The sequence below is a fragment of the Streptacidiphilus sp. MAP12-20 genome (assembly GCF_041262525.1).
Taxonomy (GTDB): Bacteria; Actinomycetota; Actinomycetes; order Streptomycetales; family Streptomycetaceae; genus Streptacidiphilus.
In genome coordinates this window covers 31832-46564 of the sequence record NZ_JBGCCK010000024.1, presented here as the reverse complement: position 1 = coordinate 46564, position 14733 = coordinate 31832, and the positions used below count along the sequence as shown (strand labels likewise).

Here is a 14733-nt window from a genome sequence, read left to right as displayed (position 1 = left end):
GCCGGGCGAGCGCGCCCTGCTCGCCGCGCTCGGCTCGCCGCGCTGGGCGTGTCGGGCTCAGCCGATGGCGATGACCGGGTGCGCGGCGGGGTTGATCCACTGCATGATCCGGGTCATCACACCGGCCGGAACCGCCACGCAGCCCGCCGTCGGACCGCCCGAGGCGCTGAGGTCGTGCAGGAAGATGCCCGCGCCGCGGCCGCGCACGGCGGGGTTCATGTTGAAGTTGATGACCAGCGCGTTGTGGTACTGCGTCGGGTAGTTGATCAGGTGCTCGCTGCCGTAGTACCCGGCCTCGGTCAGGTGGAAGCCGCCCTGGGTGTCCGTCCGCAGCTGGTTGTAGTACGCCGAGCTCGGGTCCTCGACCCACCAGTCGTGCCTGGTCACGGGGTGGTACGGCATTCGCGTGCCCGGGTTCGCGCCGTTGCCGAAGCCCTGGGTGATCGAGTAGGTGCCGGTCGGCGTGGTGTAGGTGTTCTGGTGGCGCGTCGCGCCGTTGGTGATGCCGTGCGCGCCGACGCGGGCAGCGGTCGTCCAGAAGACCCGGTGCCATCCGGTCGGGCCGAACTGCCAGGCCGTGACAGTGGCGTAGCTGCCGTGAGCCTGCACGGTGAGGATCTGATGCGCGTTCCCGATCCGGACGGGCACCGGGAAGTGCGGGGTGGCCGACTGCGCCGCCATGACCGCGCCGGCGGCGTGGTCGCCGCTCGCGGCCTGTGCGGTGCCGGCGGCGAGAACCGAGATCGCGGCGGCGGCGGTCCCGAGCGCCGCGGTTGCGGCGACGGAGCGCAGGAGGGGGGTGCGGGGTTTGGCGTGACGGCCGTGGGACGCGTGCGGCATGGTGGCGGTGGCTCCTGTGATGGGGTGGCAGGCGGCGACTGAAGGGGCATCACTGTTCGAAGCTCGCACAGCCTATGGCCTCCGGTATCGCGCCGCCACGCGAGGCCCATCGCGTCCCTGCGGGCGGGCGCGCGGTACGTTGTGATCAACGGGAGGAGTCACATGTCGCAAGCATCGGAAGCAGGGCAAGCAGCGCAAGCAGCGCAAGCAGAGGGTCAGCAGTCGCCCAGCCGGATCGCGCTGGTGACGGGCGCGGGATCGGGCATCGGCCGGATCACCGCGCGGGCGCTGGGACGCGCGGGGTGGACGGTCGTCCTCACCGGCCGCCGCGAGGACGCGCTCAAGGAGACGGCCGCGGAGATCGCCGAGCCCTGGGTGCTGCCCGCCGACGTGACCGACGAGATGGCGGTCGCGGACCTCTTCGCGCAGCTGACGGCCCGCTACGGGCGCCTCGACCTGCTCTTCAACAACGCCGGCGCGTTCGGCACGCCCGCCCCGGCGGCGGAGCTGGCCCCGGCGCAGTGGCGCGCGATCGTCGACGTCAATCTGACCGGCGCCTTCCTCGTCGCCCAGGCCGCCTTCGCGCTGATGCGCGTCCAGCAGCCGTCCGGCGGCCGCATCATCAACAACGGCTCGATCTCGGCCCACGTGCCACGCCCCAACAGCGTCGCCTACACGGCGACCAAGCACGCGATGACCGGCCTGACCAAGTCCCTCGGCCTGGAGGGCCGCGCGCACCGGATCGCCGTGGGTCAGCTCGACATCGGCAACGCGGCCACGGAGATGACGGAGCGGATGACGCAGGGAATCCTGCAGGCAGACGGCCGTATCGCCGTCGAACCGGTGATGGACGCCGCCCACGTCGCCTCGACGGTGGTGCACATCGCGTCGCTGCCGCTGGAGGTGAACGTGCCGTTCATGACCATCATGGCCACCGGTATGCCGTACCTCGGCCGAGGTTAGGGCCCGCGCGGGCGAAGCACGGCCGATCAGTTCGACCCGTTCGGTCGATGACCGAGCCCTCTCCGTTGGGGAACAGTGTGGAAGCGCCGGATGCCCGCGCGCCGACGCCCCTCGGAAAGGTGAATGCCATCACCTCCTCGCAGCCGGCCCATGGTTCTGAGCATCGACGCGGGGCCGCGAGGACGTACGCGCTCGCGGTTCTTGCCTTCTGCTGCCTCGCGCTGACCCCGGCGGGCGCGAGGGTCCCGCCGCCACCGGTCTCAGTGACCCTCCGCGGCCTGGACATGCACGACGGGACCGTGGTCCAGGACGGCTCGACGTACTACATGTACGGCACCCAGTACGCCTGCGGGTTCACCTGGGGCGTGGCCGGCACCCCGTTCTGCGGCTTCGCCGCGCGCACCGCCGCATCGCTCAGTGGCCCATGGTCCGCGCCCCGTCCGCTGTTCCGTCCGAGTGACCTCGACAACTGGGGCCCGGACAAGGGCCGCACCTGGAACTGGGTCTGCGGCAGCACGGGAGCGGGCTGCTTCAACCCTCGCATGATCCACCGACCGGACGGCGTGTGGATGCTGTGGTTCAACGCCCCCCGTGACTCCTTCTCGTATCACGCCAATGCGTACTACGTCATGGGCTGCAACGGGCCCGCCGGCCCGTGCGGCTACCAGGCCGGTGCCCCCCACGGCAGCACGAGCAAACCGAGGCTCCGCATCTGTGGCTACGACGGGGACTTCTCCATCCTCACCTCGGGCCGGTCCGCGGCCATCATCTGCTCCATGGGCGGCATCTCCGAGGAGCGGCTGAACAACTGGTGGGCCGACGGGACCGGGATGGGCACCAGAGTGGTGAGCGGGGCCGCCCTCGGCATCCGCCCCAGTGCTGCGACAGCAGCGGACCCCATGATTCCCATCGGGGAGGGCGAGGGCGCCTACCGGCGACCGGACAAGAGCTGGGAGATGACCTACTCGCTACCGGGGTGCGCATACTGCTCCGGACCCCCCGCCCTGCTCACGGCAGGCGGCGCCCGGCAGGTCCGGACCGGCCACGCCGTCGCACCGACCATGATGGGGCCGTGGACGCCGCGCGGCCCCCGGTCGCCCGCCTACTGCACCGGCCAGCCGCGCACCGTCTTCACCGCCGCCGGGCGGCCCTACGAGTGGATGGACCGCTGGACCGGCGCACGGAACGAAGCGACGGCGGCGATCGGATGGGTGCCGCTGGCCACGACGCCCTGGTCGTGCCGGTAGCCGGGTGGTGCGTCAGGCGCGGGCGCGCAGCGCGCGGTCCGCAGTGGTGAACAGGACGAGGACGGCGCTGAGCACCGCCATCACGACGGCGACGCCGTGCAGTCCGGCCGCGGTCGCGCGGCTGCCGTAGAGCAGCGCGATGACGGAGGAGGAGAGGATCGCGCCCAGATAGATCGAGGTGCGCTGCAGCCCGGCCGCCGAGCCGATGCCGTCGGCGGGGGCCTGCGCGTAGACGGCGGCCTGGTTGCAGCTGGACGCCAGTCCCTGGCCCACCCCGAAGAGCGCGCTGACCAGTATCAGCAGAGCGACGGGCGAGCCGTCCCCGACCACCAGCAGCAGCCCCGACCCGGTCAGGAGCAGCAGCGTCAGCGCGATCAGCGGAGCGCGCAGCGTCTTCGTCCGCGCTCCGAGGAGCGCGAAGCCGGCGGCCGTGCCCGACATCGGCAGCGCGATCAGGCCCGCGTGGAAGGAGTTGAAGCCGTGGGCCTGCTCCAGCCACTGCGAGAAGCCGTAGAGCACGCAGTACAGGACCAGATAGGTCAGCCCGCTCCGCGCGAAACTACGGGTGAGGCCGGGATGGCGGCCGAGCAGGCGGAGATCGAGGAAGGGGTGCGCGGCACGCAGCTCCCAGCGCACCAGCGCCGCGCCCAGCAGCAGCGCGAGGCCGAGCAGCAGCCACTGGGGGTGGGTCAGGTTCATCAGGAAGAGCATGGTCGTCGCGATGGTCGCCGCGAAGAGAACCAGGCCGGGAGGATCGAGCCGCGAACGGACACCGCCCGCCGAGGCGAACGCGCGGCCCCGTGACCTGTCGTCAGCCGGTACCCACCGCAGGGCGAGCACCAGCGCCACCGCGGCCACCGGGATGTTGACCGCGAAGACCGCCCGCCACCCCAGCGTCGCCGCGAGCGCGCCGCCCAGGACCGGGCCGACGGCGGCGCTCGCCAGCGAGGCGAGGGAGAGCCGGCCGAGGACCGTGCGCGGAGCCTCGACGCCGGTGCGCCGGGTTTCGGCGCGCAGCATGGCCATCGCGGCAGGGTAGGCCGCCGAGGTGCCGATCCCGAGCAGCACGCGCGAGGCGATCAGCCATCCGAAGGCGGGGGCCAGGGCGCCGACCACGCCGGCCGCGATCACGATGGAGAGGCCGGTCAGGAACACCTTGCGCGGACCTATCAGGTCCGCGAGTCGCCCCATGGTCGGCTGGCCCACGGCGCTCGCGAGGTAGAGGATCGCGACCAGCCACGCCGTCTGCGCTGCGCCGACGCCGAAGGCGTCGCCTATCGCGACCAGTGCGGTGGCGATCATCGTCGAGTTGACCGGGTTGAGCGCCACGCCGAGCAGCAGCGGGGCCATCATCGCCGCACCGAAGGGCTTGCGGCCGTCGGCCTGTTCGTTCCGGCTGGGGGCGAGGCCGGCGGCGCTCGTTCCGCCCGTGCTCGTTCCACCGGCGTTCATTCCGCCCGCGGTCACTCCGCCGCACCCGCGAGCGCGCGCAGGACGGGCAGAGCGGCGGCGAGCGTCGCCCGCTGGTCCGCGTCGAGCGTGCCGTCGAGGGCTGCGGTGAGCCAGTCCTGCTTGGCGCGCAGGATGCCGGTGATCGTGGCGCGGCCCGCGTCCGAGAGCTCCACCAGTACCTGGCGGCCATCGGTCGGGTGAGGGCTGCGCAGGAGGAGCCCGCGCTCCTCCAGCGCGGCCACGGTGATCCGCATCGACTGCGGGCGGACGAACTCCGCCCGGGCCAGATCCGCCGTCGTGGCCGGGCCCTCGCGGAGCAGGCGGCCTGCTACCGAGCGCTGCGAGGCGGTCAGCCCGCTCTCGCCCGAGGCGGCACGGGTGCGTCGGACGAGCAGCCCCAGCACGGCGTGCAGTTCGGAGGCGAGGGCGGCGGTCTCGGTCGGTGGCATAGTGCAACGATAGGAATGGGCAGCCGGTATGGCAAGTTTGCCTGTCGAGTTCGCCTGTTGGGTTCCCGCTGTCCGCGGCCCCGCCATGACGGGGCCGGGTGTTCGGCTGTGGCAAGCTCATAGCCATGAGTGATCGTTTGTACCGGTTTGCCCGTCAATGGACCATCTACGTACCGGTGCTGGCGTTGCTCGCCCTGTTCGCGACCTGGGGGCGCTCACTGCCCGGGGTGCTGGTGGCCGTCGTGGCCTGCTTCCTCGCGGCGGCGGTGCTCGCCGCCGTCCACCACGCCGAGGTGATCGCCCACAGGGTCGGCGAGCCCTTCGGCTCGCTGGTGCTGGCCGTCGCCGTCACGGCGATCGAGGTCGCCCTGATCCTCACGTTGATGGCCGACGCCGGCGAGAAGAACGCCACGCTGGCCCGCGACACCGTCTTCGCGGCCGTGATGATCACCTGCAACGGCATCATGGGCGTCTGCCTGCTCGTCGGCGCGCTGCGCCACCGCGTCGCCGTCTACAACAGCGAGGGCACCGGCGCCGCGCTCGCCACCGTCGCCACGCTGGCCACGCTCAGCCTGGTGCTGCCGCGCTTCACCACCAGCACGCCGGGGCCGCGCTTCGCCGCCGGCCAGCTCGCCTTCGCCGCGGTGGCGTCCGTGACGCTCTACGGCCTCTTCGTACTGACCCAGACCGTCCGCCATCGCGACTACTTCCTGCCGCTGACCCGGGCCGGGGAGGTCATCGACACCGACGACCACGCCGAAGCGCCCACCAGCCGGGAGGCGCTGACCAGCCTCGGACTGCTCGCTCTGGCACTCGTCGCCGTCGTCGGGCTGGCGAAGGTGGAGTCTCCGACGATCGAGAAGGGCGTCGCGGCCGCCGGGCTGCCGGCCTCCGTCGTCGGTGTCGTGATCGCGCTGCTGGTGCTGCTGCCGGAGACGATCGCGGCGGTCCGCGCGGCGCGTCGCGACCGCGTCCAGACCAGCCTGAACCTCGCCCTCGGCTCGGCGATGGCCAGCATCGGGCTGACTGTGCCCGCGGTCGCGGTGGCCTCTGTCTGGATGAGCGGCCCGCTCGTCCTCGGCCTGGACTCGACGTACATGGTCCTGCTGGCGCTGACGATGATCGTCGGTACGCTCACGGTCGTTCCGGGCCGGTCCACGCCGCTGCAGGGCGGTGTGCACCTGTCGATTCTGGGGGCGTACCTGGTGCTCGCGGTGATCCCTTGAGGTGGCGAGCGCCGAAGCCACCGAAGCGGGGGCTGAGAGCCTGTGCCTGTACCCGGGCCGGATAGCTCGGGTCGTCTGGTGCCTCCCCCTGCCTTAGGCCGGGAGGCGAGCGGCGGTACCGCGGGGCACCTCCCGGCCGAAGGCCGGGGGAGAGCCGAGCCCGGCCCGGGTTCAGACACAGGCTCTGGGGCAGAGCGCTCCTGCTGATGCCGAGGGCCGAGCCCCCGCTGAAGCCGAGCGGCGCGTCGGCCGGACCCGGATCGGGGTGCCGACCGGCGCTCGATGATGGACGCCCGCCCGCCGGATCCGCTGGTCTGAGACGGATCGGCACATTGGGCGGCGTCGCGGGGAGGGGGCGCCTCCCGGCCGAAGGCTGGGGGAGGCTGTCTCGCCCAGCCTCCGTCCGGGGGAACCCCCTTCTTCCTCCGCCCACCATGTGCCGGTCGGTCTGAGTCCCGGTCCCTGCGGCGGCGAAGGTGGCTGCTTCCGCCGGCGCGCGAAGGCCGTCGGCGTCAGGCCGCGCCGCCGCGTAGCGAGGAGCCCCGGCCGTTACGACGGCCGGGGCTCCTCGCCGGCAGGCTTCTGGCCGGCAGAGCCGGTCCCGCTACCACCCCGCGCTGGGGAACGCGGCCCGGACCGTCGGCAGCGCCGCGTCCAGAACCGTCTGGAACCACACCGAGAACGCCTTCTCCGCGCGCAGCGCGGCCAGCTCCTGCGGGGTGACGAACGCCGTCGCCGCTACCTCGTCGGGGTCCGGGGTGAACTCGGACGCGGCCACGCCGACGAAGAGGTGGTTGTACTCCTTCTCCACCAGGCCCGAGGCCTCGTCCGGCAGGTCGTAGGTCACCGTACCGGCCTGCTCCAGGCGGGCCGGGGCCGCGCCCAGCTCCTCCGCGGTGCGGCGCGCGGCCGCGACGAAGGGGGGCTCGTCCGGGTAGGGGTGGCCGCAGCAGGTGTTCGACCACACGCCGGGGGAGTGGTACTTGCCGAGCGCACGCTGCTGCAGCAGCATCCGCCCCTGCGCGTCGAAGAGGAACACGGAGAAGGCCCGGTGCAGTCGGCCCGGGGCCTGGTGCGCGGAGAGCTTCTCGGCCGTGCCGATCGTCCGGCCCTGCTCGTCCACCAGTTCGAGCAGGATCTCGGTCGTCGTCGTCACGGTGGTGGTGGTCATGAATCACCTTTCGCGTAAGTCGCGCCATGTCTGGCCCGGTACAGTCTGCCCCAAAAGGCCCCCGAACAGGCTGCGGCTTGTCCCGTGGCGTCACGGTCCGCAATGATGATCTGCATGCGGGGTGGGGCGGACCCCGTGAACGCGCAGGACACCGAGCACTGGCAAGCACTGGAGATTTCACATGATCGGCCTTGTTCCGGCCGCAGGCGCGGGCAGCCGCCTTCGTCCCTACACCGACACCCTGCCCAAGGCACTGGTGCCGCTGGACGACGACCGCACCATCCTCGACATCACCCTGCGCAACTTCGCCGAGGTCGAGATGCGCGACGTGGCGATCATCGTGGGCTACTGCGCCGACGCGATCCGCGAGCGCAAGACCGCGCTCGAGCAGCGCCACGGCGTCAAGCTGCACCTGATCGAGAACCCCAAGGCCGAGCGCTGGAACAACGCCTACACCGTCTGGTGCGCGCGCGAGCTCTTCCGCGAGGGCGTGATCCTCGCCAACAGCGACACCATCCACCCCTCGTCCGTCGAGCGCACCCTGCTCGACGCCAACGCGCGGATGACCGCCGCCGGTCAGCAGCCGGGCGTGCTGCTCGCGCTGGACACGGTCAAGAAGCTGGCCGACGAGGAGATGAAGGTCACGGTCGACCCCGACAAGGGCGCCCGCCGCATCACCAAGCTGATGGACCCGGCCGACGCGACCGGCGAGTACATCGGCGTCACGCTGATCAACCCCTCCGCCGCCGACGACCTGGCCTCCGCGCTCCAGGCCACCTACGAGCGCGATCCGCAGCTCTACTACGAGGACGGCTACCAGGAGATGATCGACCGCGGCCTGCGGATCGACGTCCAGCCGATCGGCGAGGTGTCCTGGGTCGAGGTCGACAACCACGAGGACCTCGCCAAGGGCAGGGAGATCGCGTGCCGGTACTGACCCGACTGGTCCCCACGCCGTTGGTGGTCGACATCCGCTCCGGAGCGCTCGACCACCTCGGCGAGGTCCTGGCCAACCCCGGCATCGCCGCGTCCGGCCGCATCGCGGTCGCCGTCAGCAACGGCTCCGGGGCCGCCATGCAGCAGCGCCTCGCGCCGCAGCTGCCGGACGCGTCCTGGTTCTCGGTCGCGGACGGCACGCTCGACGCGGCGGTGACCCTGGCCGATCAGGTGGGCGGCGGTCACTACGACGCGCTGGTGGGCCTGGGCGGCGGCAAGATCATCGACGTGGCGAAGTACTCCGCGGCCCGGGTCGGCCTGCCGGTCGTCGCGGTCGCGACCAACCTCGCCCACGACGGCCTCTGCTCGCCGGTCTCCACCCTGGACAACGACGCCGGGCGCGGCTCCTACGGCGTGCCCAGCCCGATCGGCATGATCGTCGATCTCGACGTCATCCGGCAGGCCCCTGCCCGCTACGTCGCCGCGGGCATCGGGGACGTGCTGTCGAAGATCTCGGCGATCGCCGACTGGGAGCTGTCCCAGCGCGTGAACGGCGAGTCGGTGGACGGCCTGGCCGCCGCGATGGCGCGGACCTCGGGGGAGACGCTGCTGCGACACCCGGGCACGATCGCCGACAACGACTTCCTCGTCACGCTGGCGGAGACGCTGGTCATGTGCGGCATCTCGATGAGCGTGGCCGGCAGCAGCCGCCCCGCCAGCGGGGCCTGCCACGAGATCAACCACGCGCTCGACATCCTCTACCCCACCCGCAAGGCCCAGCACGGCGAGCAGTGCGGCCTGGGTGCGGCCTTCGCCACCTACCTGCGCGGCGACCTCCCGGTCGCGGGGCAGATGGTGCAGGCGCTGCGCCACCACGGGCTGCCGGTGACGGCCGGACAGATCGGCTTCACCGAGGACGAGTTCGTGGCCGCTGTGCACTATGCTCCGCAGACCCGTCCAGGCCGCTACACCATCCTGGAACACCTCGATCTCGACCCCTCCGCCATCCGGGACGCGTACATCTCCTATGTCAAAGACGTCTGCTCCTGATCGTCCGACAGGTTCCGCTGTGAAGACTGCCAAGGGCCCCCTGCCCACGCTCGCCGAGTTCCGCGCCGTCGCGCACCCGGAGGGCCTGCTGGACCGCCGCTCCGGTGAGCACTGGGCCGGCCGCATCTACATGCGCAGGATCTCCTCGCGGGTCACCCGACACCTCGTCTACGCGCCGGTGACGCCGAACCAGCTCACCTGGCTGATGATGCTGACCGGCATCCTCGGCGGCGCGGCGCTGCTGATCCCCGGCATCTGGGGCGCGGTGCTCGGCGCCCTGCTGATCCAGGTCTACCTCGGCCTCGACTGCGTCGACGGCGAGCTCGCGCGCTGGCGCAAGCAGACCTCCACGACCGGCGTCTACCTGGACCGGGTCGGCCACTACCTCTCCGAGGCGGCGCTGCTGACCGGCTTCGGCCTGCGTGCCACCGACGTCTTCCAGCAGGTCGGTTCGCGCGCCTGGCTGTGGGCCTTCCTCGGCACGCTGGCCGCGCTCGGCGCGATCCTGATCAAGGCCGAGACCGACCTGGTCGACGTCGCCCGGATCCGCCGCGGCCTCACCGCCGTGGACGACGCGGCGTCGGTGCCGCGTGCGGCGGGCGTCGCGAAGGCGCGCAAGCTCGCCTCGACGCTCAATTTCCACCGGCTGATCGGCGGCGTCGAGGCCTCGCTGTTCATCCTGGCGGCGGGCATCGCGGACGCGGTCCATGGCGGGCTCTTCTTCAGCCGCCTCGCGGTGGTCGTCCTGGCCGCGATCGCGCTGCTGCAGACGGTGCTGCACCTGCTCAGCATCGTGCTCTCCAGCAGGCTGCGATGAGCGAGGCGGCCGAGCTCAAGCTCGGCGCGGTCGTCATCACCCAGGGCACCCGGCCGGTCGAACTGAAGGCGCTGCTGGACTCGGTGGCCGCGCAGCGAGGCCCGGCGGTCGAGGTCGTCGTCGTCGCCAACGGCGCGCCGCTGCCCGAGCTGCCGGAGGGCGTGCGCGGTGTCGCGGTGCCGGAGAACCTGGGCATTCCGGGGGGCCGCAACGTCGGCATCGACGCCTTCGGCCAGGACGGGCGCGACGTGGACGTGGTGCTCTTCCTCGACGACGACGGGCTGCTGCCGCTGGACGACTCGGCGCTGCTGCTGCGCGAGGCGTTCGCGGCGGACCCGAAGCTCGGCATCGTCAGCTTCCGCATCGCCGACGAGGAGGGCCTGACGCAGCGTCGCCACGTGCCGCGGCTGCGCGCCTCGGACCCGATGCGGGGCGGCAAGGTGACCACCTTCCTGGGCGGCGCGAGCGCGGTGCGCTCCGCGGTGTTCTCGACGGCGGGTCAGCTGCCGGGCGAGTTCTTCTACGGACACGAGGAGACCGACCTGGCCTGGCGCGCGCTCGACGCGGGCTGGGACATCGCCTACCGCCCGGACGTGGTGCTGCGCCACCCGCGCACGCTTCCGTCCCGGCACGCGACGTACAACCACAACATCGCGCGCAACCGCGTCTGGCTGGCCCGGCGCAACCTGCCCGCCGTGCTGGTTCCGGTCTACCTCGGCGTCTGGATGCTGCTGACCATCGCCCGCCGCCCCTCCGGCGAGGCGCTCCGCGCCTGGTTCGACGGCTTTGCCGCCGGCTGGCGCGAACCGGCCGGCCCGCGCCGCCCGATCCGCTGGTCCACGGTCTGGCGGATGACCAAGCTCGGCCGCCCGCCGGTCATCTGAGCGAACTGAAACGCGAAGGCCGCGCCCCCGTCGGGGCGCGGCCTTCGTCCCGTCTGCCTGCTCGGGCGAGCGGGGGAGAGTTGCCGCTGCGACACCTCGGCGGACAGGATCGCCTGCGACCGGTGGAACGTGCCGGGCTGGGAGGCCGGTCTCACCGACCCAGGGGACTGAGCCGGGCCAGAGTCGCCGGCACCGCCCAGCGCCCAGCTCGACCACTGCGACTGAGCCCTGACAAGGCATCAGCTCGCGCAGATCAACCTCGGCCGACACCACCACCGAAGCCACCGCGGAAGGAAAACGGGGCGTCATCACCCTTTCCACTCCCAACATATAGCGCACCAACGGGCTTGCGGCAAGGCCCCGGTTATGCGGCAGAATCTCCGGCTGAGGTCAGATATCCGCGGAACAGGGGAGTACGAATTGCGGCTCTCCTGTCGCTTCCGTGGGTCGCTGACCAGGGCTGATACACAGAACACGCCGTATCCCGGCTACGTTTCGACCTGCGACAGTACGAAACGGAAGAACCTGGATACGGCGTGCGATCTGCAAGCATATGGACTCGACTGCTCGGAGTCGAAAAGACCGTGGTCGAGTCGGTCGAGGCCGAGGAGGCCGGCCCGGACGGGGGCGACGGCGCCGGTGTGGTGATCGTGGTGATCGCCCGCCCGGCGAAGGGCCGCCGCCGGCGGTGCGGGATCTGCCGACGCCGGTGCGCCCGGTTCGACAACGGCGAGGGCCGCCGCCGCTGGCGGGCACTCGACCTGGGCACGATACGTGCGGTGATCGAGGCCGACGCGCCACGGGTGTCCTGCCCCGAGCACGGCGTCGTCGTCGCCCACGTGCCCTGGGCCCGCCACGGCGCCGGCCACACCCTCGCCTTCGACGACACCGTGGCCTGGCTCGCCACCCACTGCTCCAAGACCACCGTCGTCCAGCTCATGAGGATCGGCTGGCGCACGGTCGGCGGCATCTGCGCCCGCGTCTGGGCCGACGTCGAGCAGCGTGTGGATCTGCTGGCCGGCCTTGCCCGGATCGGTATCGACGAGATCTCCTACAAGCGGCACCACAAGTACCTGACCGTGGTCGTCGATCACGACAGCGGCCGGCTCGTGTGGGCGGCGGCCGGACGCGACAAGCAGACCCTGCGCGGCTTCTTCGACCTGCTCGGCGAGGAACGTTCGGCACGGATCACGCACGTCAGCGCGGATGCGGCCGACTGGATCGCGGCGGTAGTGGCCGAGCGCTGCCCCCAGGCGGTGCGCGTCATGGATCCGTTCCACGTCGTCCAGTGGGCCACCGACGCCCTCGACAGCGTGCGCCGCGAGGTCTGGAACGCCGAGCGCGGCGGCAAGGGGCGTACCACCCCGGGCTCGAAATCGCTGAAGAAGGCCCGCTGGGCGCTGTGGAAGAACCCCGAGGACCTGACCGAACGCCAGCGCGCACAACTGGAGTTCATCGCGAAGGCCCACCCGGTCCTACACCGCGCCTACCTGCTCAAGGAAGCCCTCCGCCTGGCATTGAAGTCTGGCCCCGGCACCGCCGAGGCCCTCCAGAACTGGGTGTCGTGGGCCCGCCGCTGCCGCCTGGAGCCCTTCGTCAAGCTGCAACGCTCGATCGTCAAGCACTGGGACGCCATCACCGCGGCCGCCGACCACAGGCTGAGCAACGGGCTCGTCGAGAGCATGAACACCAAGATCCGCCTGATCACCCGCACGGCCTTCGGCTTCAAGGACCCCACCGCCCTGATCGCCCTCGCCATGCTCAGCCTCGGCGGCCACCGACCCCACCTACCAGGCCGTCACCCCGCATAACCCCACCCACGGAAGCGACAGGAGAGCCCGAATTGCGCGTGTTGTTGTCGGCCTATGATTCGCGCGGGGGCGTCGAGCCGCTGGTGGGACTCGCTGTGCGGTTGCGGGAACTTGGCGCGGAGGTGCGGGTGTGCGCGCCTCCGGATGAGGAGTTCGAGAAGCGGCTGGCCGTGGTCGGCGTGCAAATGGTGCCGACCGGCAAGTCGGTGCGTGAATTGGTGACCGGGAAGACGCCGGCGACGCCGGGTGGCGTGCCTCGGCGCGCGGCGGAATTGGTCGCCGCGTTCTACGACAAGGTTTCCGTGGCGGCCGAGGGGGCCGATGTGCTGGTGGCGACCGGCGTCGTGCCGGCCGTGGCCGGTGTCAAGGCGGTGGCCGAGAAGCTGGGCATCCGCTACGTGTACGCGAGCTACCAGCCGGTCACCCTGCCGTCGCCGCACCACCCGCCGATCGCGCGGCCTGGCAAGCCGCTCCCTCCGGACGTGACCGACAATCGGGCGCTGTGGGAGCAGGACGCCAAGGACGCGCAGGCGGTGTTCGGCGAGGCGATCAACTCCCATCGGGAGTCGATCGGCCTGCCGCCGGTGGACAACGTCCGCGACCACGTCTTCACCGACCGTCCGTGGCTGGCCTCGGACCCGGTCCTGGCCCCGTGGCAGCAGCCGGCCGAGCTCGACGTGGTGCAGACCGGCGCCTGGGTCCTGCCGGACGAACGCCCGCTCCCCGCCGAGTTGGTGGCGTTCCTGGACGCGGGCACGGCGCCGGTGTACGTGGGCTTCGGCAGCATTCCCATGCGCGATCCGGAGGACGTCGCCCGGGTCGCCATCGAGGCGATCCGGGCGCAGGGCTGCCGCGCAGTCGTCTCGCGCGGCTGGGCCGATCTGGCCCTGATCGACGATCAGGACGACTGCTTCGTCGTCGGAGAGGTCAACCATCAGGCGCTGTTCCGCCGGGCGGCCGCCGTCGTGCACCACGGCGGGGCGGGCACGACGACGGCGGCCACCTGGGCGGGCGCGCCTCAGGTGGTGGTGCCCCAGGGCGGGGATCAGCCCTACTTCGCCGGGCGGGTGGCCGACTTGGGCATCGGCGCGGCGCATGACGGTCCCATTCCGACCGTCGAGTCCCTCTCGGCCGCGCTCAGGACGGCGCTGAGCCCCGAGACCCGCGCCCGAGCAACCGCCGTGGCGGGCACGTTCCGCGCCGACGGGGCGTCCGTGGCCGCCAAACTCCTGATCGACGCCGTCAGCTGAGACAGGCCGTGGGCGTCCGCGTGAACCGTGGGGGATCACCGGCCTGACCCTCGCCGAACAGCAGGGCCCGGCGACCGATCGTCGCCGGGCCCTGCCGCGTGTCAGGTCTCGCCGTGACGACGTGCGTTCCGCGCGGACAGCAGATCGAGCTCGCGGCCGATCGTCTCGCGCAACCCGTCGTGCTCCTGCCCCAGCGCGCAGGCGGGATCGCGCCAGTTGGCGGGTGGATAGAGCCATACCGGGCGACCGACCAGATCCGGATGCTCCCATTCGAATCGCGGCCACACATGGGCGTGGAGGAAGCCGTCGGTGTTGCCGAGAATCTCGAGATTCACCCGCCGGAACTCTGGATCCAGCGCGCGACAGGCCCGTTCCACGGCCTCACCCAGCCTATCCATGTCCGCCAGGAAAGCCGTCCGCTTCGCCTGAGGGAGCTCCGACAGCCGCTCGACATGGGGCTCGTCCACCAGGAGAACCGAGTATCCCGGCAGGAACTGGACGTCGCCGATCACCGCGAAGCCGGCGTCGAGCCTCCGGAGCACCGTGGGGTTCCTGCCCGCCAACGCGCTGCCGATCCTGTCCCTCTGCCAATCGTGGAGCACGATCGGTCACCCTACCCGCACGTGGGAAAAGCGGT

14 protein-coding genes are annotated in these 14733 nt (G+C 71.6%); 9 read left to right on the top strand and 5 right to left on the bottom strand.

Annotated features, from left to right (window positions below):
- Positions 1-57: 57 nt before the first annotated feature.
- Positions 58-840, bottom strand: coding sequence for a L,D-transpeptidase (locus ABIA32_RS27280; RefSeq protein ID WP_370100865.1), 783 nt, complete (start codon positions 838-840; stop codon positions 58-60).
- Positions 841-1002: 162 nt separating this feature from the next.
- Between ABIA32_RS27280 and ABIA32_RS27275 the strand changes: the two genes are divergently transcribed.
- Positions 1003-1803 carry an SDR family oxidoreductase gene (locus tag ABIA32_RS27275; RefSeq protein ID WP_370100862.1) on the top strand — a complete coding sequence of 267 codons (801 nt, stop codon included), beginning with the start codon at positions 1003-1005 and terminating at the stop codon, positions 1801-1803.
- Positions 1804-2087: 284 nt separating this feature from the next.
- Positions 2088-3050, top strand: coding sequence for a hypothetical protein (locus ABIA32_RS27270; RefSeq protein WP_370100859.1), 963 nt, complete (start codon positions 2088-2090; stop codon positions 3048-3050).
- Between the two features lie 12 nt (positions 3051-3062).
- Here the strand turns inward: ABIA32_RS27270 and ABIA32_RS27265 are convergent, their stop codons facing one another.
- The gene (locus ABIA32_RS27265) at positions 3063-4517 is read right to left on the bottom strand and encodes an MFS transporter (RefSeq protein WP_370100857.1); all 1455 of its coding nucleotides are present in this window, start codon (positions 4515-4517) and stop codon (positions 3063-3065) included.
- A complete protein-coding gene (locus ABIA32_RS27260; protein WP_370100854.1) occupies positions 4514-4951 on the bottom strand; it encodes a MarR family winged helix-turn-helix transcriptional regulator in 438 nt (145 codons plus the stop codon). Before ABIA32_RS27260 ends, ABIA32_RS27265 begins: the two co-directional genes overlap by 4 nt.
- A gap of 125 nt (positions 4952-5076) precedes the next feature.
- Between ABIA32_RS27260 and ABIA32_RS27255 the strand changes: the two genes are divergently transcribed.
- Positions 5077-6177: a calcium:proton antiporter gene (locus ABIA32_RS27255; protein ID WP_370100851.1), complete on the top strand. Its 1101-nt coding sequence runs from the start codon at positions 5077-5079 to the stop codon at positions 6175-6177.
- A 604-nt stretch (positions 6178-6781) separates the two neighbouring features.
- Here ABIA32_RS27255 and idi read toward each other — a convergent pair.
- Entirely contained in the window at positions 6782-7348 is a 567-nt protein-coding gene (idi, locus tag ABIA32_RS27250) for an isopentenyl-diphosphate Delta-isomerase (RefSeq protein ID WP_370100848.1), read from the bottom strand.
- A gap of 181 nt (positions 7349-7529) precedes the next feature.
- On the opposite strand from idi, the gene ABIA32_RS27245 reads away from it, so the two are divergent.
- From ABIA32_RS27245 to ABIA32_RS27220, 6 genes are all read left to right on the top strand, one after another.
- On the top strand, positions 7530-8285 hold the full coding sequence (locus ABIA32_RS27245) for a sugar phosphate nucleotidyltransferase (RefSeq protein ID WP_370100845.1): 756 nt from the start codon (positions 7530-7532) through the stop codon (positions 8283-8285).
- Entirely contained in the window at positions 8273-9334 is a 1062-nt protein-coding gene (locus ABIA32_RS27240; RefSeq protein ID WP_370100842.1) for an iron-containing alcohol dehydrogenase family protein, read from the top strand. Before ABIA32_RS27245 ends, ABIA32_RS27240 begins: the two co-directional genes overlap by 13 nt.
- 19 nt (positions 9335-9353) lie before the next feature.
- A complete protein-coding gene (locus ABIA32_RS27235) occupies positions 9354-10151 on the top strand; it encodes a CDP-alcohol phosphatidyltransferase family protein (protein ID WP_370100839.1) in 798 nt (265 codons plus the stop codon).
- Positions 10148-11035, top strand: coding sequence for a glycosyltransferase family 2 protein (locus tag ABIA32_RS27230; RefSeq protein ID WP_370100837.1), 888 nt, complete (start codon positions 10148-10150; stop codon positions 11033-11035). Before ABIA32_RS27235 ends, ABIA32_RS27230 begins: the two co-directional genes overlap by 4 nt.
- Before the next feature lie 536 nt (positions 11036-11571).
- Positions 11572-12846, top strand: a complete 1275-nt coding sequence (locus tag ABIA32_RS27225) for an ISL3 family transposase (protein ID WP_370100834.1) — start codon at positions 11572-11574, stop codon at positions 12844-12846.
- A 32-nt stretch (positions 12847-12878) separates the two neighbouring features.
- On the top strand, positions 12879-14096 hold the full coding sequence (locus ABIA32_RS27220) for a glycosyltransferase (RefSeq protein ID WP_370100832.1): 1218 nt from the start codon (positions 12879-12881) through the stop codon (positions 14094-14096).
- Between the two features lie 101 nt (positions 14097-14197).
- On the opposite strand, the gene ABIA32_RS27215 is transcribed toward ABIA32_RS27220, so the two are convergent.
- Positions 14198-14698: an HIT family protein gene (locus ABIA32_RS27215; protein WP_370100829.1), complete on the bottom strand. Its 501-nt coding sequence runs from the start codon at positions 14696-14698 to the stop codon at positions 14198-14200.
- Between the last annotated feature and the right edge of the window lie 35 nt (positions 14699-14733).